This window comes from Streptomyces sp. Edi2 (assembly GCF_040253635.1).
In the GTDB taxonomy this organism is placed as follows: domain Bacteria; phylum Actinomycetota; class Actinomycetes; order Streptomycetales; family Streptomycetaceae; genus Streptomyces.
This window is the reverse complement of record NZ_JBEJGX010000003.1, coordinates 3,300,201-3,319,672: the sequence shown is the minus strand read 5'-3', so window position 1 is coordinate 3,319,672 and position 19,472 is coordinate 3,300,201. Positions and strand designations below refer to the sequence as shown.

The window sequence follows — 19,472 nt, the reverse complement described above, 5'->3', positions numbered from 1 at the left end:
CGCGTCACGCCTCCCGTGTCACGCCGCCCGCGTCTCACCCCTCCTTGATGAACCCCTCCCGGATCAGCCAGTCCTTTGCGACCTCGTGCGGGTCCTCGCCGTTCACATCGACCTTGCGGTTGAGCTCCTGGGCGACGGTGTTGTTGAGCGCCTTGGTGACCGGGGCCAGGACCTCGGCCATCGCCGGGTACTTCTTCAGGGCCTCGGCGTTGATCTCGGGAGCGACGTTGTAGTTGGGGAAGAAGTGCTTGTCGTCGGCGAGGACGTGCAGATGCATCGCCTTGATCCGGCCGTCGGTGGTGAAGACCTCGCCGAACGCGCAGGTGCCCTTCTGCGTCTCGGTGTAGACGACGCCGCCGGTCATCTTGCGGATGTTGCCGGAGGGCACGTTCATGCCGTACGCCCGCGCCATGCCCGGCAGGCCGTCGTTGCGGGTGGCGAACTCGTTCTCCACGCACATCGTGACGGCGCCGGGGTTCTTGTGCGACAGCGCCGCGACCTGCGAGAGGTTGTGCACGCCCAGCTTCTTCTGGTTGGCGGTGTTCAGCGCCAGCGCGTAGGTGTTGTTCAGCGTCGAGGCCGGGAGCCAGACGATGCCGTTCTTCCGGTCCTCGTCGCGGACCGCCTTCCACTGCTGCTGCGGGTTGACGATCGGCTTGGTGTGGCCGAGGTAGGTGATCCAGCCGGTGCCGGTGTACTCGTACGCGGCGTCCGCCGTGCCGGACTTGACGGCCTCCCGGGCGCCGATCGAGCCCTGGATGCTGGTCTTGTCGATGACCTTGGCCCCGGCCGCCTCGAAGACGATGCCCATCATCTGGCCGAGGATGATCTGCTCGGTGAACTCCTTCGAGGTCACGGTCAGCTGCGCTCCGGTGAGCGGGCGGCCCGGGTAGCCGGCCTTCGCCCCCGGCAGCACGGTGTCGCTCATCGCACTGCCGCTGACCAGGCCGCATGCGCTGAGCACGGTGGCGAGCAGGACGACGAGGAAGCGGGCGCCCCGGCGCCTTCCGGGGCGGCCGTGCGCGGCCGGACGCGGGTGGATCCTCATACCGTCGCCTCCAGTCCGCGTGGCCGCAGCAGCAGTTCGGCCAGCGACGCCAGCCATTCGACCAGCAGGGCCAGCGCCACGGTGAGCACCGAACCGAGGATCAGTACGGGCATGCGCTGGGTGACGATGCCTGCCGAGATCAGGTCACCGAGGCCGCCGCCCCCGCCGAAGGTGGCCAGCGTCGCGGTGCCGACGTTCAGCACCAGCGCGGTGCGGACACCGGCCAGGATCAGCGGTACGGCCAGGGGGAGTTCGACCTTGGTCAGCACACCCGTGGGGGACATCCCGATGCCGCGGGCGGCCTCGGTCAGCGTCGGATCGATGCCGCGCAGCCCGGCGATGGTGTTGGCGAGGACCGGCAGCACGGCGTAGATGACCATGCCGACGATCGCCGAGCGGGCCCCGATGCCCAGCCAGATCACCAGCAGGATCAGCAGACCCAGCGCCGGGACGGCCTGCCCGAGGTTGGCGAAGGCCATGGCGACCGGGGTGGCCCGGCGCAGTTTGGACCGGGTCAGCGCGATCCCCAGCGGGATCGCGATGATCAGCACGAAGAAGGTGGAGATCGCGGTGAGCTCGATGTGCTGCTGCAGCGCCAGCCATACCTTCCCGTTGTCGACCGCCTGGTGGGCGATGGAGTCCAGGCGGGCGCCGCGGAACCACAGCCAGGTGGCGAGCAGTGCGAGGACCAGGAAGACCGGCATGAAGGTCCACTTCTGCCAGCTGATCCGGCGCCGGCCCTTGGCGGCGGACGGGACCGGCGCCTCACCGGCCGCCCCCTCCCGCTCCTGCATCTCGGCGTCGTCGCGCAGGGCGAAGGCCTCGTGGTCGCCCGTCGGGCGCTCGCCGTGGTGCGGGCTGCTCCCGTCGTGGGGGCTCATGCCTCCATGCCTTCCTGTTCCAGCTGCGTCTGGCGGGCGCGCAGCTCCTGGAGCTGGTGCTGGTGCTCCAGGGCCTCCATCCGGTCCGCCTCCAGCAGTTCCTGGACGTTGTTCATCAGCGTCTCCATGTCGACCACGCCGATGTACTCGCCGCGCCGCCCGGTGACCGCGACCCGGCCCGCGCTGTCGGTGAGCACCGCCTCCAGCGCGTCGCGCAGCGTCGCATCCCGGGTCACGGTGTGCTGTACCGGCGTCCCGGCCCGGGCCAGCGACTCCTTGGCCAGGGCCAGATCGCCGCGGCGCAGCCATTTGTACGGGCGGTGGTTGGGGTCCAGCAGCAGCAGTTCGTTGTGGGAGCCGGCGCGGACCCGGTCGAAGATGGACTCCAGCGGGTCATCGGTCCTGGCGGTGGGGAAGTCGACCACGCCCACGTCCCGTACCCGGGTCAGGTTCAGCCGCTTGAGCGCCGCCCCGGCGCCCACGAAGCCGGAGACGAAGTCGTCGGACGGGTTGGTGAGGATGGCTTCGGGGGTGTCGAACTGGGCGATGTGCGAGCGCTCGCGGAGCACCGCGATCCGGTCGCCGATCTTGATGGCCTCGTCGAAGTCGTGGGTGACGAAGCAGATGGTCTTGTGCAGCTCGTGCTGGAGCCGGATCAGCTCGTCCTGGAGGTGGTCGCGGGTGATCGGGTCGACGGCGCCGAACGGCTCGTCCATCAGCAGGACGGGCGGGTCGGCGGCGAGGGCGCGGGCCACCCCGACGCGCTGCTGCTGGCCGCCGGAGAGCTGGCGCGGATAGCGGCCGTGGAACTCGCGCGGGTCCAGGCCGACCAGGTCGAGCATCTCCTCGACCCGGTTCCTGGTCTTCGACTGGGACCAGCCGATCATCTTCGGGACCAGGGCGATGTTCTGGGCGACGGTCATGTGCGGGAAGAGGCCGGACGCCTGGATGGCGTAGCCGATCTTGCGGCGCAGCTTGACCGGGTCCATGTCGGTGACGTCCTCGTCGCCGATCCGGATCCGCCCCGAGCTCGGCTCGATCAGCCGGTTGATCATCTTCAGGGTGGTGGACTTGCCGCAGCCCGAGGGCCCCACCAGGATCACGATCTCGCCGGCCTTGATCTCCATGTTGACGTTGTCCACCGCGGGGACGGGGTTCCCCGGATAGATCTTCGTCAGGTTCTCCAGCTGGATGCTCGCGCCGGAGGCGGCAGCGGTCTCGGGCGTCTCAGGCACGGATCCCCCTGGAGATGGTCAGGCGTCCGATCAGGACGTAGGCGGCGTCGAAGAGAAGAGCGAGGATGGCGATCCCGAGGGTGCCGGAGAGCACCTGGTTGAGGGAGTTGGCACTACCCAGCGAGGCGATCCCGCGGAAGATCTCGTTGCCCAGGCCGGGGCCGGAGGCGAACGCGGCGATCGCCGCGATGCCCATCAGCATCTGGGTGGCGACCCGGATGCCGGTGAGGATGGGCGGCCAGGCCAGCGGCAGTTCGACGCGGAAGAGCCGGGCGGCGCGGGACATCCCGATGCCGTTGGCCGCGTCGATCAGGTCCGGGTCCACCCCGCGCAGCCCGACGATGGCGTTGCGGACCACCGGCAGCAGTCCGTACAGGGTCAGCGCGATCACCGTCGGGGGGACGCCCAGGCCGACGATCGGGATCAGCAGACCGATCAGGGCCAGGGACGGGATGGTCAGGATGGTGGCGGTCGAGGTGGTGGCGAGGTTGCCCGCCCATTCGCTGCGGTAGGTCACCACCGCGATGAAGACGCCCAGCAGGGTGGCGAGCACCATGCACTGGAAGACGGCACTGGCGTGCTGATATGTGTCCGTCAGCAGCTGGGCGTGCCGGGTGCCGACGTACTCCCAGAAGCTCACTCGGTCTCCTCGGTCAGTCTGCCGATGCCTGTTTCACCAGCGGGACGATTCGCAACGGAACCGGATTTTCCATCACGATTGCCGTCGATGCCCGCACGATGCCATCAAAGCCCACAACCCGGTCGATCACCCGCTGCAGATCGGCGTTGGACCGGGCGACAAGCCTGCAGAGCATGTCCCCATGTCCGGTCGTTGTATGCAGCTCCAGCACCTCGGGAACGGTCGTCAAGTGGGCACGTACGTCGTTTCCTTGCCCTTGTTTGATCTCCAGCGTCGCAAATGCGGTCACCGGATATCCGAGGGCCGCCGGGTCCACATCCGGTCCGAAGCCCCGGATCACTCCATTCGACTGAAGCCGGTCGAGCCTGGCCTGGACCGTCCCGCGGGCCACCCCCAGCCGCCGGGACGCCTCCAGCACCCCGATCCGCGGCTCCTCGGCGAGCAGTTCCAGCAGCGCCCCGTCCAAATGATCGATCGCCATCGTTCGTACCGCCCTTGGTGATGGTCATCATGTACAGATAGCCGGGCGACTTCGCCCTTTCGCTATACATAGTGCCCAGAAGATTCGCGAACTATTGCGCACCTTGTGGATCGGGGGGACTCTGCGGGCATGGCAGACACCACGATGCACACGCAGCCCCTCGCCCCCGACACGGCCCGGCAGGCGGACCCCTTCCCGGTCAAGGGGATGGACGCGGTCGTCTTCGCCGTCGGGAACGCCAAGCAGGCCGCGCACTACTACTCGACCGCCTTCGGGATGCGGCGCGTCGCCTACTCGGGCCCGGAGAACGGCAGCCGCGAGACCGCGAGTTATGTGCTCGAATCCGGCGGCGCCCGGTTCGTGTTCACCTCCGTCATCAAGCCCACGACCGAGTGGGGCCGCTTCCTCGCCGACCATGTCGCGGCGCACGGCGACGGCGTCATCGACCTCGCCATCGAGGTCCCGGACGCCCGCGCCGCCTACGAGCACGCCGTCGCCCAGGGCGCCACCGGCCTGGAGAAGCCCCACGAGGTCCACGACGAGCACGGCACCGTCGTCCTGGCGGCCATCGCCACCTACGGCAAGACCCGGCACACCCTCGTCGAGCGTTCCGGCTACGACGGCCCCTACCTGCCGGGATTCGTCGCTGCCGAGCCCCTGGTGGAGACCGGCCCGCGGCGCTTCCAGGCCATCGACCACTGCGTCGGCAACGTCGAACTCGGCAAGATGAACGAGTGGGTGGCCTTCTACAACAACGTCATGGGCTTCACCAACATGAAGGAGTTCGTGGGCGACGACATCGCCACCGAGTACAGCGCGCTGATGTCGAAGGTCGTCGCGGACGGCACGCTCAAGGTCAAGTTCCCGATCAACGAGCCCGCGATCGCGAAGAAGAAGTCGCAGATCGACGAGTACCTGGAGTTCTACGGCGGCCCCGGCGTCCAGCACATCGCGCTGGCCACCAATGACATCGTCGCCAGTGTCCGGGCGATGCGGGCCGCCGGCGTCGAATTCCTCAACACTCCCGACTCCTACTACGACACCCTCGGCGAGTGGGCCGGCGAGACCCGGGTGCCCGTGGAGACGCTCCGCGAGCTGAAGATCCTGGTCGACCGCGACGAGGACGGCTATCTGCTGCAGATCTTCACCAAGCCGGTCCAGGACCGGCCGACCGTGTTCTTCGAGATGATCGAGCGGCACGGTTCCATGGGCTTCGGCAAGGGCAACTTCAAGGCGCTCTTCGAGGCGATCGAGCGGGAGCAGGAGCGGCGCGGCAACCTCTGAGCCTGGCGGCGGGGCGGTGTGCCTGAGCCTGGCGGCGGGGCGGGGCGGGGCGGTGCGCCCACGGCGGGTGGTGGGTGACGGGTGCGGGCCTCCGGGCCCGGGTGCGGGGACTGCTTCGCTTGACGTCCCCGCACCCGGGCCCTTCGGCCCGCACCCTTCCGTCGGCCGGCGGCTGTCCGTCTCGTCCGGGTGTCCCCTCGGTGCTGCCGGCCGGTGGGTGCCGTTCCGGGTGGGTGGTGATCTTCCGTGTACGGCCCATGGATGCGAGGCTGAGGGTATGGACCTCATCGCACGACTGCGCGCCGGGCTCCCGGGGGAAGCGATCCTCACCGACCCCGATGTGACCGGCTCCTACGCCAACGACATGGCGAGCTTCTGCGAGGCCGGGACGCCCGCCGTGGTCGTGCTGCCGCGCACCGTCGAGCAGGTCCAGCACGTCATGCGGACGGCCACCGAGCTCCGGGTGCCGGTCGTCCCGCAGGGGGCGCGTACAGGGCTGTCGGGAGCCGCCAACGCCTCCGACGGCTGCCTCGTGCTCTCGCTGGTCAAGATGGACCGGATCATCGAGATCAATCCCGTCGACCGGATCGCGGTGGTCGAGCCCGGTGTCATCAACGCCGTGCTGTCCCGGGCGGTGAACGAGCACGGCCTCTACTACCCGCCCGACCCCTCCAGTTGGGAGCAGTGCTCGATCGGCGGGAACATCGGCACCGCCTCCGGCGGCCTGTGCTGCGTCAAATACGGGGTCACCGCCGAGTACGTCCTCGGCCTGGACGTCGTCCTTGCCGACGGGCGGCTGCTGACGACCGGCCGGCGCACCGCCAAGGGCGTCGCCGGCTATGACCTCACCCGGCTGTTCGTCGGCTCCGAGGGCAGCCTGGGCATCGTCGTACGCGCCGTTCTCGCGCTCAAGCCGGAGCCGCCCGCGCAACTGGCGCTGGCCGCCGAGTTCCCCTCCACCGCGGCTGCCTGCGAGGCGGTCTGCGAGATCATGGCCCGCGGACACGCCCCGTCGCTGCTGGAGCTGATGGACCGTACGAGCATCCGCGCGGTCAACGCCATGGCGCAGATGGGTCTCCCGGCCAGCACCGAGGCGCTGCTGCTGGCCGCCTTCGACACCCCCGATCCGGCCGCCGACCTCGCCGCCGTCGGTGCGCTGTGCACCGCCGCGGGCGCCACCGAGGTGGTTCCGGCCGAGACCGCCGCCGAGTCCGACCTGCTGCTGCAGGCCCGCCGGCTGACCCTGACCGCGCTGGAGCGGGTCAAATCCGCCACGATGATCGACGATGTGTGCGTACCGCGCTCCCGGCTCGCCGAACTGCTCGACGGCACCGCCGCCATCGCCGAGAAGTACGACCTGACCATCGGTGTCTGCGCGCACGCGGGGGACGGCAACACCCACCCCACGGTCTGCTTCGACGCCGCGGACCCCGATGAGTCCCGGCGGGCCAGGGAGTCCTTCGACGCCATCATGGCGCTCGGCCTGCAACTGGGCGGCACCATCACCGGTGAGCACGGCGTCGGGGTCCTGAAGAAGGAGTGGCTGGCGCGCGAACTGGGGCCGGTGGGGCTGGAGTTGCAGCGCGGCATCAAGGGCGTCTTCGACCCGCTGGGCATTCTCAACCCCGGAAAGCTCTTCTGAAGCACCCGCGTCCCGCCGGCCCGGCCGGGACCCGGATGTGCGGGGCAGGGGGAAGGGCGGTTGACTTCACCCATGACGATCAACGATCCGCACAGGTCGGGTGAGGGCATGGTCACCTTCCGGGTAACCGGGAAGGGCGTCGACGACCTCACCTACGCCGTCCAGGCGCCGGGCGACTCCGGGGGCGAACAGCAGGTGGCCCGGCCCGAGTTGCCGTGGTTCGTGGTGACCGACGCCCGGGGCGTGGGCGCGATGCCGATGCTCACCCTCACCCTCGAGGGGCCGGACGCCTACGCCGAATGCGAGATCCTGACGGACGGCGCACCGGCCGTCCGGGGCAGTGTGCACGGCCCCGCGGCGACTGCCGTGTTCATGGCACGTGCCGCCGCCTCGTAAAGTTCCGGCATGGATTACGCACCCCTCATAGCAGCAGTGTTCCTCCTCATCGGTGGCTCCGGCTTCGCCAGGGCGAGTGACCTCCGGGCCAAGCGGCAGGACCTGAGGCTCCGGCGGCTGGAGCGCAAGGTGGACCTGCTGCTCGCGCACGCCGGTATCTCCGAGCCGGAGGACCCCAGGATGGCCGAGCTGGACGCCCTGCTGGCCCAGGGCAAGAAGATCCAGGCGATCAAGGTGCACCGCGAGGTGACCGGTTCAGGACTCGTCGAGGCCAAGGAAGCGGTCGAACGCCGGATGCGCTGACGGCCCGTTGGGCAGAGGATGGCCGGAAGGACCCGCCGGGCCCACCGGGCTCTCACGTCCACGGGCCCCCTCACGCCCACGCAGGAAGCGAGAGCCGATGGCAGCGACGGAAGCGACCCAAGCCGCTGATGAGGCGTATGACGTCATCGTGCTGGGGGCGGGGCCGACCGGCGAGAACGTCGCCGACCGGGCGCATGCCGCCGGGCTGAGCGCGGTGGTCGTGGAGAGCGAACTGGTCGGCGGCGAATGCTCCTACTGGGCGTGCATGCCCAGCAAGGGCCTGCTGCGCCCGGTCACCGCCCGTGCCGACGCGCGCCGGGTCCCCGGCCTCATGGACGCCGCGGACGTGCCCCTGGACGCGCCGGCGGTGCTCGCCCACCGTGACGAGGTCGCCTCCTACTGGAAGGACGACGGACAGCTCCGCTGGCTGGACTCTGTCGGCATCGACCTGGTGCGCGGCCACGGCCGGCTGGCCGGGCCCCGGCGGGTGGTCGTCGACGGCGGACGGGTGCTCACCGCCCGGCACGCGGTCGCGGTGTGCACCGGAAGCCGCGCGGTGCTGCCCCCCGTCCCCGGGCTCGCCGAGGCCAGGCCCTGGACCAGCCGCGAGGCCACCAGCGCCAAGGCCGTGCCGGGCCGCCTCGTGGTGGTCGGCGGCGGCGTGGTCGGCGTCGAGATGGCCACCGCCTGGCGGGCACTGGGCTCCTCCGTGACGCTGCTGGTACGCGGCGACGGGCTGCTGCCCCGTATGGAGCCGTTCGCCGGCCACCTGGTCGCCGAATCGCTCGCCGAGGCCGGGGTCTTCCTGCGGACCGGCGTCGAGGTCCGCGAGGTACGCCGGGAAGCCCCGGGCGGCCCGGTCACCGTCCTGCTGGATTGCGGCGACGAGATCGTCGCCGACGAGCTGCTGATCGCCACGGGCCGGACGCCGCGCACCGAGGACATCGGCCTGGACTCGGTCGGCCTGACCCCCGGCTCCTGGCTGGACGTCGACGACAGTCTCCGGGTGACGGGCGTGACCGGCGGCTGGCTCTACGGCGTCGGCGACGTCAACCACCGAGCCCTCCTGACCCACCAGGGCAAATACCAGGCCAGAATCGCCGGCGCCGCCATCTCCGCGCGCGCCCGGGGCGTCCCGATCCTGGAGTCCGACCGCTGGGGCGCGCATGCCGCCACCGCGGACCGCCTCGCCGTCCCGCAGGTCGTCTTCACCGACCCCGAAGCCGCCTCCGTGGGCCTGACCGCCGCCGCGGCGGAGCAGGCCGGGTACCGCACCCGGGTGATCGACCAGGACGTCGCCGCCGTCGCCGGGGCCTACCTGTACGCGGACGGCTACCGCGGCCGGGCCCGGATGGTCGTCGACCTGGACCGCGAGGTGCTGCTCGGCGCCACCTTCGTCGGCGCCGGGATCGCGGAGCTGCTGCACTCCGCGACGGTCGCGGTGGCCGGCGAGGTCCCCCTGGAGCGGCTGTGGCACGCGGTGCCCTCCTACCCGACGATCAGTGAGGTGTGGCTGCGGCTGCTGGAGGCGTACCGCGGCTGAGGCTGTCCGCGCCGGCCGGTCAAGCGCTGTCGGCGCCGGGCCGCTCGGACGCCGGGCCGCTCAGGCGCCGTCCGCGCCCAGCGCCGCCGCGATCCGCAGCTGCCCGGCGCCCTCGTCGGCGCGCCCCTGGCGCTCCAGGGTGCGGCCGAGCATCAGCCGGGCGTACGACTCGACCGGATCGCGGTCCAGGACGGCCCGCAACTCGGCCTCGGCGCGCCCCAGTCGGGCGGAGTGGTAGTAGGCACGGGCGAGCAGCAGCCGCGGGGCGACCGGCTGCGGGTCCTCGTCCACCAGGCCGCGCAGGATCCGGGCCGCGGCCGTGAAGTCCTTCGCCTCGAAGAACAACTGGGCCCGCGCCCAGCGGTCGGCGGCGGTCCCGTGCTCGTAATAGGCCGCGTCCCGGGCCGCGTCCCGGGACGCGTCGTACGCCGCCGGACCGCTGCCGTACGCCGCGACACCGCTGCCGTACGCCGTGGAGCCGGTGCCCTGACCCGTCCGTGCGCGGTGGTTCTCGCTCATACCGCGCCCAACAGCGCGGCCCGCGGGAACATTCCGCCTCTCAGGGCGGCGCGGTGCGGCGCCGGCCCCCTCACCCCCGACCGTCCCCCGAAGACCAGGCCCGCCGCCCTCACGCCCCGGGCTCGGGCGCCTCGTCCGAGGGCAGCGAGCCGCCCAGCCGCGGATCCTCCGTCGCCTCCGTCGGCGCCATGGCGAGGAGATCGCTCAGTCCTTTGTCGAGGTTCAGATGCCCCTGCTCGGATCCCGGCGGCACCACCCGCAACGTGCGCTCCAGCCATGCGGAGACCGCGGGGGCCGGCGTCTCCAGCAGGGCCCGGCCGTCGGGCGAGTCCAGCTCGATGCAGACCAGGCTGCGCCCGTCGAGCTTGGTCGGCCACACCCGTACATCGCCGTCGCCGCACGGCCGGAACACGCCCTCGACGAGCAGTTCGCGGGCGAAGGTCCACCGGACCGGGGAGTGGGAACCGATATGAAACGTGACATGGACGGCGTACGGGTCGTCCGTCCGGTACGTCAGCCGGGCCGGGACCGGAACACTCCGCTCCGGTGACACAACCAGGCCCAGCTCCAGCTCTCGCTCCACCACGGTGTGCATGACGTCCGCCTCTCTTCGCGCCCGCGGGCACCCGTACCGGGCCCGCGTAGGGGGAGAGGCGCAAGGCGCCGGACCATTACGCGACTTCGTACAACTTTTTTCCCTCGCCTCTTCCAGGTGGTCGTGGGCGGGCATGGGTACGAGGACAACCGGGGTCTGATAGATGTGGACGCCGCGTTGCGGCAGACTGCACCCCACACCCACCAGGCCGAGTACAGATACGGGACTTCGGACATGAGCGCCCCTACCTCAGGATCCGCCGGCGGTAGCCCTACGCCAGGCTTCTACCCGGACCCGTCCATCCCCGGCTACATCCGGTACTGGAACGGTGCCGCATGGGTGCCGGGCACCAGCCGGCCCGCCCCCGCCGAGGGCGAGGCGATGCCCGCACCGCCGCCCGGCGTGGCCCCGCCCTCTTCCCCTGCCATCGAGGAGACCGGACCGGTCTTCTTCGACGAGGAGGGGGCGGCCGGCGGCTCCGCGGTGCCGGCCGTACGCCAGAGCGGCGAGGTCGAGACCCGTCCCGCCACCGGCTGGGACGACCCGGCCCGGCTGCACGGCACCGGCCCCGAACCGGCCGCCTCCTGGCAGGCCGACGCCTCCCGGCAGGCCGGCTACGGCGCCGAGACCGACCGCCGGATCTCCTGGGGCTCACCGGACCAGGCGCCCGCCGGCACTCCGTCGGGCGCCGCTCCCTGGGGCGGGGTGCCGCCGCAGCGCGAAAAGGGCGGCGCCGAGGCCCCGGCCGGCGAGGCGCCCGGTGCGACCGCGCCCGCGCGCTCCGAGGGCCCGTCCGACGGGACGGTCGCCATCCGGGCCGTGAACCCGGCCGCGCGCCGCGGCAGCAACTCCGCGGACCAGGGCACCACCGCGATCCGTGCGGTACGGCCCGGCGCCGCGCAGCCCCCCAAGGGCGGCGAGACCATGGCGATCCGGGTCGCGGACGGCGGCCGCACCCCGTCCGCCGCGCCCGGTGACGCTTCCCCGCAGTCGCTGCCGTCCGTCGGCGACCGGCAGCAGGGCAGCCCGGCGCCGCAGCAGACCCCGAGTCCTGCCCCGCGGAACCAGGCCGCCCCGCAGGCTTCACAGACCCCGCAGCACCAGGCTTCCCCGACCCCTGCGCCGAGCCCCGCGCCGCGTCCCGCCCCGCAGAGCCCGGCGCAGCAGACCCCCGGCGCGCAGGCTTCCGCCCCCTCGGCCGGCTTCCCGGCGCAGGGCGGTGCCGCACCGGCCGGATCCGGCGCACAGGGCGCCGACGCCGACGGCGTCATCCCCTGGAAGCCGCCGGCCGCCGCCGATCCCTTCTCGGCTCTGGCCCAGGCCGCGCAGGGCCACCCGGCCGGCCTCGGCCGCAGGCTGGCGGCCCGGCTGATCGACACGCTGGTGCTGGGGGCGCTCACCGCCGCGGTGGCCGTTCCCCTGTGGGGCACCGTCACGGACCACATCGACGCCAAGGTCGAGGCGGCCAAGCAGTCCGGCCGCCAGATGACGGTCTATCTGGTCGACGGCACCACCCTCCCGGTCTTCGCCACGATCCTGGCCGTCCTGCTGCTCGGCGGTGCGCTCTACGAGGCGCTGCCGACCCTCAAGTGGGGCCGCACCCTGGGCAAGAAGCTGTGCGGCGTACGGGTCCTCGACATCGAGAGCCATGACACCCCGGCCCTCGGCGCGGCGCTGCGGCGCTGGTTCGTCTACAGCGTGCTCGGCGTGCTCGTCGTCGGCGTGCTGAACGTGCTCTGGTGCCTGTTCGACCGGCCGTGGCGCCAGTGCTGGCACGACAAGGTCGCGCGGACGTTCGTCGCCGCCGGCTGAGGCTCCTGACCGGGCCGCCCGCCTGGCCGGTTTGCCGGGCCGGCCGCCCGGCCGGTGGCCGTCCCCCGAACGGACTTCGCCGGATGCGGCGGGCCGCGACAAGGGGTCGACTCGGGCCATGAGTACCGACCAGCCCCGGCCCGGTTCCGGTGAGCCGCCGGAGGACGACCCGTTCCTGAAGAAGCCGCAGGAGCCCCCGGCGGGCGGCGCTCCCCGTAACAGCGCGCCCCGTGAGAACGGCACCCCTCGCAACCACGCGCCGCGCGGCAACGGTACGGGCGGCAACGGCACGGGCGCCGGTGCAGGCGGCACGCCGCCTCCGGGAGGCCAGCCGCCTCCGGGCGGGACTCCGCCGCCGGGAGGTACCCCGCCCCCCGGTGGCACCCCGCCTCCGGGTGGCACCCCGCCTCCGGGTGGCACCCCGCCGCCCTACGCGGGCGCCCCGTACGGCAGCGGCCCGTATGCCGGTGACCCCTACGGCGGGCAGCCCGGCCCGGCCGACCCGCTGGCCGGTATGCCGCCGTTGGCGAACCGCGGGCGCCGGCTCGTGGCGCGCATCATCGACGCGATCATCATCGGGGTACCGGTATCCGTGATCATGACGCTGATCGTCGGCGGGGTGGACTACTTCAGTACCGACAGCGTGGAGGCGGGCAGGCAGTCGACGGTATCGGGCGTCACCATGCTGGCGTATCTCATCTACGAAGGGCTGATGCTCTCCAGCCGCGGCCAGACCCTCGGCAAGATGGCGATGAAGATCCGGGTGGCGATGCTCTCGAACGGCTCGATCCCCACCGCGCAGGCGGGCTGGACCCGGGCCGCGGTCTATACGCTGCCGGAGATCGTGCCGTGCTGCGGCTTTATCTTCTGGCTGGTCAACGTCCTGTGGTGTACCTGGGACCAGCCGTATCACCAGTGTCTGCACGACAAGGCGGCGAAGACCGTGGTGGTGTCCACCCAGGCCCAGGCCCAGGCCCAGACACAGGCCCAGACACAGGCATAGACGGCTGAAGCCCGCTCGGCGTGAGCGCCCGCTGCGGTGTGCGTGCTCGTCCTGGCGTGACCACCCGCCTCGGCGTGAGTGCCCGCCCCGGCGTAACCGGCCGCCTCAACGCCTCAGCGTGACGGCCCGCCTCAGCGTGAATGCTCGCCGATCCGGGTGTCCGTGGCGGCGGTGGCCGGTTCGGCGAAGGGGCCCCAGGGGGCGGGGGAGGACGATGCCGCCATGGGCCTGTGGTGCTCGGGCGGCGTCGGTACGGCCTTCAACGGGGCGGGCGCGGCGGGCGCCTCGTCCCGTACGAGACGCCGGCGGACCACCCGCGGCACCCCGGGCATCGGGACCGTCATGGCGACCAGCAGTCCGAGCCCGAGCCCGGCGATGGCGATGACCGCGACCCCGATCCCGGTCTGCGTCTGCGAGAGCAGCAGCATCGCGAGGGTGGAGAGAAAGACGGTGGCCGAACCGTAGGCGAGCTGTGCGGGGGTCGGACGAGGCATGGCGGGATCCGTCCTCGGAGGGTCGGCAGGGGGGTGTGGGTCAGGGGCGCGCCATCAAACGAGCCTACGGTCCTTACTTCCCGAGCGGAACGCCAAGTAAGCGTGACCTAACCCACGGTCCCGGTGCACAGGGGGCGCACAACGCCGGCGCCCGGGCCAATGTCCGCTGCCGTCATGGCTGTTGGGGGCGGGGGCGCATGTCCGGCGGGCATATACACCGGGTCTCTGCCGGGCGAGTGGGCACCCGCGGCGATGCTGCCGCGCGGTGTCCGATAGCCGTAACTGGCGAGCCGAGTAACGTACTTCGCTGACGTGCCCAAGTCAAGATCTGTCTTTTTCCCCGTACTTCCGGTCGAATGCCGTCGAACAGTGACCGGTTCGAAGGGGAGGACAGCGCCAAGTGAGAGACAACAGAACGGTGTTCAGATCGGCCGCCCTGGCCACGGCAATCGCCGCGATCGGGGCGGCCGCTTTGTCTTCGGGGGTGGCCGCGGCCGACGCGCAGGGACCGTCGCCCGTGGCCAGGCGCCATGACCCGGCCCCCGAGCGGACCGTGGACCACGATCTCAAGGGGCCCTTCAGCGACCGGCAGGCGGCCGAGCGCAAGGAAGCGCTCCAGCAGGTCATCTCCGGTGACGCCAAGGCGACCGTGCGGGGCGGTTCCAAGGTCGTCAAGCTCGGCAAGAGCAAGTACGTCGAGCTCGCCCGGCAGAAGACCGACAAGATCTTCACCATCCTCGTGGACTTCGGTGACAAGGTCGACGACACCACGATGTACGACCCGGACGGCGACGGCCCCAAGCCGCCGGTGAAGAAGTACGGCGGCGACCCCGGCCCGGCGCACAACAAGATAGCCAAGCCGGACCGTGCCACGGACAACAGCACGGCCTGGCAGAAGGACTTCAACCAGAAGCACTTCCAGGACCTCTACTTCTCGCACGACAAGAAGAAGGAGTCGCTGGCCAAGTACTACGAGAAGCAGTCCTCGGGCCGCTACTCGGTCAACGGCGAGGTCTCCGACTGGGTCAAGGTCGACGCGAACGAGGCCCGCTACGGCTCCAACTACTGCGGCCAGACCAACTGCGCCAGCGCCTGGGACCTGATCCGCGACGGCGTCAACCAGTGGGCCAAGGACCAGAAGGCCAAGGGCCGCACCGACGCCCAGATCAAGGCCGACCTGTCCAAGTACGACCAGTGGGACCGCTACGACCACGACGGCGACGGCAACTTCAACGAGCCCGACGGGTACATCGACCACTTCCAGATCGTGCACGCCGGCGAGGACGAGTCCGCGGGCGGCGGCGTCCAGAAGACCAACGCGATCTGGGCGCACCGCTGGTACGCCTACGGCACCGACGCCGGCAAGACCGGTCCGGGCGCCAACAAGGCGGGCGGCACCCAGATCGGCGACACCGGGATCTGGGTCGGCGACTACACCATGCAGCCGGAGAACGGCGGACTCGGCGTCTTCGCCCATGAGTACGGCCATGACCTGGGCCTGCCGGACGAGTACGACACCACGGGCACCGGCGAGTCCTCGGTGGACTTCTGGTCGCTGATGTCGGGCGGCTCCTGGCTCGGCACCGGCAAGGACAACATCGGCAACCTGCCCGGCGACATGAGCGCCTGGGACAAGCTGCAGCTGGGCTGGCTCAACTACGGCAAGGCGAAGGCCGCCAAGAAGTCCACCCACAAGCTGGGCGTCGCCGAGTACAACACCAAGAACAAGCAGGCGGTGGTCGTCGAACTGCCCGCCAAGAAGGTCAAGACCGACATCGTCGCGCCCGCCGAGGGCTCCCACCAGTGGTGGAGCGACATGGGCAACGACCTCAAGAACACCATGACCCGGCCGGTGGACCTCACCGGCAAGTCCAAGGCGGCGCTGACGCTCAAGGGCTGGTGGGACATCGAGAAGGACTACGACTACCTCTACGCCGAGGTCTCCACCGACGGCGGCAGCAACTGGACGGCGCTGGACGGCACCGCGAACGGCAAGGCCATCCCGCGCGACGGCAGCGACAAGCCCGCCCTGACCGGCACCGTCGCCGCCTACCAGGACCTCGCCTACCCGCTGGACGCCTACGCGGGCAAGAAGATCGACCTGCGCTTCCGCTACCAGACCGACGGCGGCACGGCGCAGAAGGGCTTCGCGGCCGACAGCATCGGCGTCACCGCCGACGGCAAGGCGCTCTTCAGCGACAACGCCGAGAGCGGCGACAACGGCTGGACCAGCAAGGGCTTCTCGCGCATCGGCGCGTCCTTCACCAAGGACTACGCGCAGTACTACCTCGCCGAGAACCGCCAGTACGTGTCGTACGACAAGACCCTCAAGGTCGGCCCGTACAACTTCGGCTGGACCACCGCCAAGCCGGGCTGGGTGGAGCACTTCCCGTACCAGAACGGCGTGCTGATCTGGCTGTGGGACACCTCGCAGCCGGACAACAACGTCGGCCAGCACCCCGGCTACGGCCAGATCCTGCCGGTCGACGCGCACCCCAAGGCCGAGCGCTGGGCCGACGGCAAGCTGATGCGCAACCGCTTCCAGTCCTACGACTCGACCTTCACGCGTTACCGGACCGACGCCCTGACCCTCCACAAGGACGGCAAGCAGGTCAAGGTCACCTCGAAGCCGGGCGTGACGCTCTTCGACGACCGGCACGGCGTCTACTACGACAAGGCGAACCCGACCGGTGGTGTGATCGTCCCTGACACCAACACCCGGATCAAGATCGCCAAGGAGGCCCGGGACGGCTCCTCGGTGACGCTTCAGGTCGGCCCTGCCGGTAAGTAAAAGGTAAAACCGCAGGTCAAGAGCTGTGCGGCCGCCGCCCCCTAGCGGGCGGCGGCCGATTCGCGTTTAGATGCGTTCTACAGTTCCTTGTTGACGCGAAGTCTCACGGGGGGAGATATGACGATGTCCGGTGGCGGTTTCACCAGGCTTCCCGGCGGAAGCGTGGTGGTCGCCCTGTCGCTGCCCAGGCCGCCCCACGGGGCCCGGGGCGGTCTGTACGACTGCGATTGCCGGGTGCGGGTCCTGGTCCATGCCGTGAACCGCCAGCGCGCCCTGACCAGGCTGCGCAACCTCGGGCTGCGGGCCGTCTACCTGCGCGGCAACACCGAGCCGCCCACACCCGACGAGATCACGGCTGTCCTGCACCATCCGGACGGCCTGGTCTGGCGCGAGGCCCCGGAGGACGACACCGAGTCGTGGCACCCGATACGGGCGCTGCTGCGGAACCCGGCCCGCGCGCTGCGGGAGGAGGGACCGGATGACGACCGCCCGGCCTCGGCCGCCTGACGGGCCCCGCGGGCGGCTGAAGGGCGCGTCGTGCGGATCAGCCCGGGTGGCTCCCCACGACCCCCTAGCCGCCGAGGACCACCGGCTTGCCGGTCAGCTCGGCGCCGGCCGCCCGCAGCTCCTCCAGCGCCCGCTCGGTGGTGTGCGCGGCCACCCCGGCGGTCAGGTCCAGCAGGACATGGGTGCGCAGCCCGGCGCGGATCGCGTCCAGCGCGGTGGCCCGGACACAGTGATCGGTGGCGATGCCGACCACATCGACCTCGCTGACGCGGTGCGCGTGCAGCCAGTCCGCGAGCGGGGTGCCGTTCTCGTCCGCGCCCTCGAAACCGCTGTAGGCGCCGGCGTGGGCCCCCTTGTCGAAGACCGCGTCGATGGCGCCGGAGGCGAGCGCCGGGGCGAAATTGGGGTGGAAGCCGCTGCCTTCCGTGCCGGCCACGCAGTGCACCGGCCAGGTGGTCTCGTAGTCGGGGGTGGCGGAGAAGTGGCCGCCGGGATCGATGTGGTGGTCCCGGGTGGCCACGACATGGCGGTAGCAGCCGCCGGCCGTCTGGCCGATCAGATCGGTGATCGCCGCCGCCACATCCGCACCTCCCGCCACCGCGAGGCTGCCGCCCTCGCAGAAGTCGTTCTGCACATCAACGACGATCAATGCCCGGTGCATGGTGCGTGCCTTCCGGCTGGAATCGGGGGAGGGGCGCGGAGCGGTGGTGTGACCGAGGGTAGCCACTGGAGGGGGATTGCGGGAGTGGTGCGGAGCCGGGCGGTGCGGCGGATGCCGGTCGGTGGCCGGGGGGCGCCCGGCGTCCGGAGCCCGGAGCCCGCCGCCCGGCACCCGTAGCCGTCAGACGTACTCGGTCGCCAGCACGGGCTCGCCGCGGGAGAGCTGGGTAGCCGACAGCGGCAGCCGGTCGCGGGCGGCGATATGCCGGGCGCGGGCGGCGTCCAGCGGCTCGCGGGCCACCACCGTGCCGCCGCTCACCAGCGGCACCAGCAGCTGCCGGTCGGCCAGCTCCGCCGGGACCGGCCCGGTGCCGATGACCTCGGCGGTGGCCACACCGTCCTCGTCGAGCCGGCGCGCGGCCCATTTGCGGCCGCCGAGCGAGCTCTTGGCGCCCATCGACTTCTTCGCGACCGGCCGCAGCGGGGCGCCGGGCGCCTCGCTGTCGGCGCGGGCGACCAGCTTGTAGACCATCGAGCAGGTCGGGTGCCCGCTGCCGGTCACCAATTGGGTGCCGACGCCGTACGCGTCCACCGGCGCGGCGGCCAGCGAGGCGATGGCGTACTCGTCCAGGTCGCTGGTGACCACGATCTTGGTCTTGGTGGCGCCCAGCTCGTCGAGCTGCTGGCGCACCCGGTGGGCGATCAGCAGCAGATCGCCGGAGTCGATCCGGACGGCGCCGAGACCGGGTCCTGCCACCTCCACCGCGGTGCGTACCGCCTCCTCGACATCGAAGGTGTCCACCAGCAGGGTCGTCCCGCCGCCCAGGCTGTCGACCTGCGCGGTGAAGGCGTCCCGCTCGGTGTCGTGGAGCAGGGTGAAGGCATGCGCGCTGGTGCCGACGGTGGGGATGCCGTAGCGGAAGCCGGCCGCCAGGTCGGAGGTGGTGTGGAAGCCGCCGACGTAGGCGGCACGGGACGCGGCCACCGCGCCGAGCTCATGGGTGCGCCGGGCGCCCATCTCCATCAGCGGGCGCGCGCCCGCCGCCACTGACATCCGGGAGGCGGCCGCGGCCACCGCGGAGTCGTGGTTGAGGATCGAGAGGATCACCGTCTCCAGGAGGACCGCCTCGGCGAAGGTGCCCTCGACCCGCATGATCGGGGAGCCCGGGAAGTAGACCTCCCCCTCCGGGTAGCCCCAGATGTCGCCGCGGAAGCGGAAGTCCGCCAGCCACGCCAGCGTCGGCTCGTCGAGGATGGCGCGCTCGCGCAGGAAGCCGAGGATCGTCTCGTCGAAGCGGAAGTTCTCCACCGCGTCCAGCACCCGGCCGGTGCCGCCCACCACGCCGTAGCGGCGGCCCTCGGGAAGCCGGCGGGTGAAGACCTCGAAGACCGAGTGCCGGTCCGCGGTGCCGGACCGCAACGCGGCCTGCAGCATGGTGAGTTCGTACTGGTCGGTGAAGAGCGCAGTCGACGGCACGGCCACCGGCAGCCCCAGGTCTGCTGTGTTCATGGGGAAGATGCTACCCCCAATACTCGTCACTTTGACGATAGTGCTCCGGGAGCGACAAAAGACCGCCCGCGGGCGCCGGGTCCGGCCCGCCGACGCGGCCCGCGCGAGGGGCATTTGTGCGTCGCCCG

Annotated in this window: 19 protein-coding genes; 9 read left to right on the top strand and 10 right to left on the bottom strand. The window is 71.3% G+C overall.

All coding sequences use genetic code 11. The annotated features are described in order from the left end of the window. Positions 1 to 34: 34 nt before the first annotated feature. Genes ABR737_RS17965 through ABR737_RS17945 form a run of 5 tightly spaced genes read right to left on the bottom strand, consistent with a single transcriptional unit; the run spans position 35 to position 4,285 of the window. Positions 35 to 1,048 carry a glycine betaine ABC transporter substrate-binding protein gene (locus ABR737_RS17965; RefSeq protein ID WP_502964336.1) on the bottom strand — a complete coding sequence of 338 codons (1,014 nt, stop codon included), beginning with the start codon at positions 1,046 to 1,048 and terminating at the stop codon, positions 35 to 37. After that, positions 1,045 to 1,929: an ABC transporter permease gene (locus ABR737_RS17960; RefSeq protein ID WP_350251173.1), complete on the bottom strand. Its 885-nt coding sequence runs from the start codon at positions 1,927 to 1,929 to the stop codon at positions 1,045 to 1,047. The genes ABR737_RS17965 and ABR737_RS17960 overlap by 4 nt, the downstream gene beginning before the upstream one ends. After that, a complete protein-coding gene (locus tag ABR737_RS17955; RefSeq protein ID WP_350251172.1) occupies positions 1,926 to 3,164 on the bottom strand; it encodes an ABC transporter ATP-binding protein in 1,239 nt (412 codons plus the stop codon). The genes ABR737_RS17960 and ABR737_RS17955 overlap by 4 nt, the downstream gene beginning before the upstream one ends. Next, entirely contained in the window at positions 3,157 to 3,804 is a 648-nt protein-coding gene (locus tag ABR737_RS17950) for an ABC transporter permease (RefSeq protein WP_350251171.1), read from the bottom strand. The genes ABR737_RS17955 and ABR737_RS17950 overlap by 8 nt, the downstream gene beginning before the upstream one ends. 13 nt (positions 3,805 to 3,817) lie before the next feature. Further along, positions 3,818 to 4,285 (bottom strand): Lrp/AsnC family transcriptional regulator, encoded by a 468-nt coding sequence (locus ABR737_RS17945; protein WP_086715635.1) that lies wholly within the window; start codon positions 4,283 to 4,285, stop codon positions 3,818 to 3,820. Between the two features lie 129 nt (positions 4,286 to 4,414). On the opposite strand from ABR737_RS17945, the gene hppD reads away from it, so the two are divergent. The 5 genes from hppD to ABR737_RS17920 all read left to right on the top strand — a co-directional run bounded on the left by hppD (position 4,415) and on the right by ABR737_RS17920 (position 9,453). After that, positions 4,415 to 5,569, top strand: coding sequence for a 4-hydroxyphenylpyruvate dioxygenase (gene hppD, locus ABR737_RS17940; protein WP_350251170.1), 1,155 nt, complete (start codon positions 4,415 to 4,417; stop codon positions 5,567 to 5,569). Between the two features lie 277 nt (positions 5,570 to 5,846). Further along, complete coding sequence (locus ABR737_RS17935; protein WP_350251169.1) at positions 5,847 to 7,211, top strand: FAD-binding oxidoreductase; 1,365 nt, start codon at positions 5,847 to 5,849, stop codon at positions 7,209 to 7,211. A gap of 72 nt (positions 7,212 to 7,283) precedes the next feature. Then, entirely contained in the window at positions 7,284 to 7,607 is a 324-nt protein-coding gene (locus ABR737_RS17930) for a hypothetical protein (protein ID WP_350251168.1), read from the top strand. 9 nt (positions 7,608 to 7,616) lie between these two features. Next, the gene (locus tag ABR737_RS17925) at positions 7,617 to 7,910 is read left to right on the top strand and encodes a ribosomal protein L7/L12 (protein WP_350251167.1); all 294 of its coding nucleotides are present in this window, start codon (positions 7,617 to 7,619) and stop codon (positions 7,908 to 7,910) included. A gap of 97 nt (positions 7,911 to 8,007) precedes the next feature. Beyond that, positions 8,008 to 9,453 (top strand): dihydrolipoyl dehydrogenase family protein, encoded by a 1,446-nt coding sequence (locus tag ABR737_RS17920; protein WP_350251166.1) that lies wholly within the window; start codon positions 8,008 to 8,010, stop codon positions 9,451 to 9,453. 60 nt (positions 9,454 to 9,513) lie between these two features. Here ABR737_RS17920 and ABR737_RS17915 read toward each other — a convergent pair whose 3' ends face one another. Both ABR737_RS17915 and ABR737_RS17910 read right to left on the bottom strand, forming a co-directional pair. After that, the gene (locus tag ABR737_RS17915; protein ID WP_350256826.1) at positions 9,514 to 9,798 is read right to left on the bottom strand and encodes a tetratricopeptide repeat protein; all 285 of its coding nucleotides are present in this window, start codon (positions 9,796 to 9,798) and stop codon (positions 9,514 to 9,516) included. A 283-nt stretch (positions 9,799 to 10,081) separates the two neighbouring features. Continuing rightward, entirely contained in the window at positions 10,082 to 10,567 is a 486-nt protein-coding gene (locus tag ABR737_RS17910) for an SsgA family sporulation/cell division regulator (RefSeq protein ID WP_350251165.1), read from the bottom strand. Between the two features lie 234 nt (positions 10,568 to 10,801). On the opposite strand from ABR737_RS17910, the gene ABR737_RS17905 reads away from it, so the two are divergent. After that, the gene (locus ABR737_RS17905; protein ID WP_350251164.1) at positions 10,802 to 12,379 is read left to right on the top strand and encodes an RDD family protein; all 1,578 of its coding nucleotides are present in this window, start codon (positions 10,802 to 10,804) and stop codon (positions 12,377 to 12,379) included. A 118-nt stretch (positions 12,380 to 12,497) separates the two neighbouring features. Further along, positions 12,498 to 13,382, top strand: coding sequence for an RDD family protein (locus ABR737_RS17900; RefSeq protein ID WP_350251163.1), 885 nt, complete (start codon positions 12,498 to 12,500; stop codon positions 13,380 to 13,382). 131 nt (positions 13,383 to 13,513) lie between these two features. Here the strand turns inward: ABR737_RS17900 and ABR737_RS17895 are convergent, their stop codons facing one another. Next, positions 13,514 to 13,876: a hypothetical protein gene (locus tag ABR737_RS17895; protein WP_350251162.1), complete on the bottom strand. Its 363-nt coding sequence runs from the start codon at positions 13,874 to 13,876 to the stop codon at positions 13,514 to 13,516. A gap of 400 nt (positions 13,877 to 14,276) precedes the next feature. On the opposite strand from ABR737_RS17895, the gene ABR737_RS17890 reads away from it, so the two are divergent. After that, positions 14,277 to 16,667 (top strand): immune inhibitor A domain-containing protein, encoded by a 2,391-nt coding sequence (locus ABR737_RS17890; RefSeq protein ID WP_350251161.1) that lies wholly within the window; start codon positions 14,277 to 14,279, stop codon positions 16,665 to 16,667. Positions 16,668 to 16,790: 123 nt separating this feature from the next. Next, entirely contained in the window at positions 16,791 to 17,174 is a 384-nt protein-coding gene (locus tag ABR737_RS17885) for a hypothetical protein (RefSeq protein WP_350256825.1), read from the top strand. Between the two features lie 64 nt (positions 17,175 to 17,238). On the opposite strand, the gene ABR737_RS17880 is transcribed toward ABR737_RS17885, so the two are convergent. Further along, entirely contained in the window at positions 17,239 to 17,835 is a 597-nt protein-coding gene (locus ABR737_RS17880; protein WP_350251160.1) for an isochorismatase family protein, read from the bottom strand. Positions 17,836 to 18,015: 180 nt separating this feature from the next. After that, the gene (locus ABR737_RS17875) at positions 18,016 to 19,344 is read right to left on the bottom strand and encodes a nicotinate phosphoribosyltransferase (RefSeq protein WP_350251159.1); all 1,329 of its coding nucleotides are present in this window, start codon (positions 19,342 to 19,344) and stop codon (positions 18,016 to 18,018) included. Between the last annotated feature and the right edge of the window lie 128 nt (positions 19,345 to 19,472).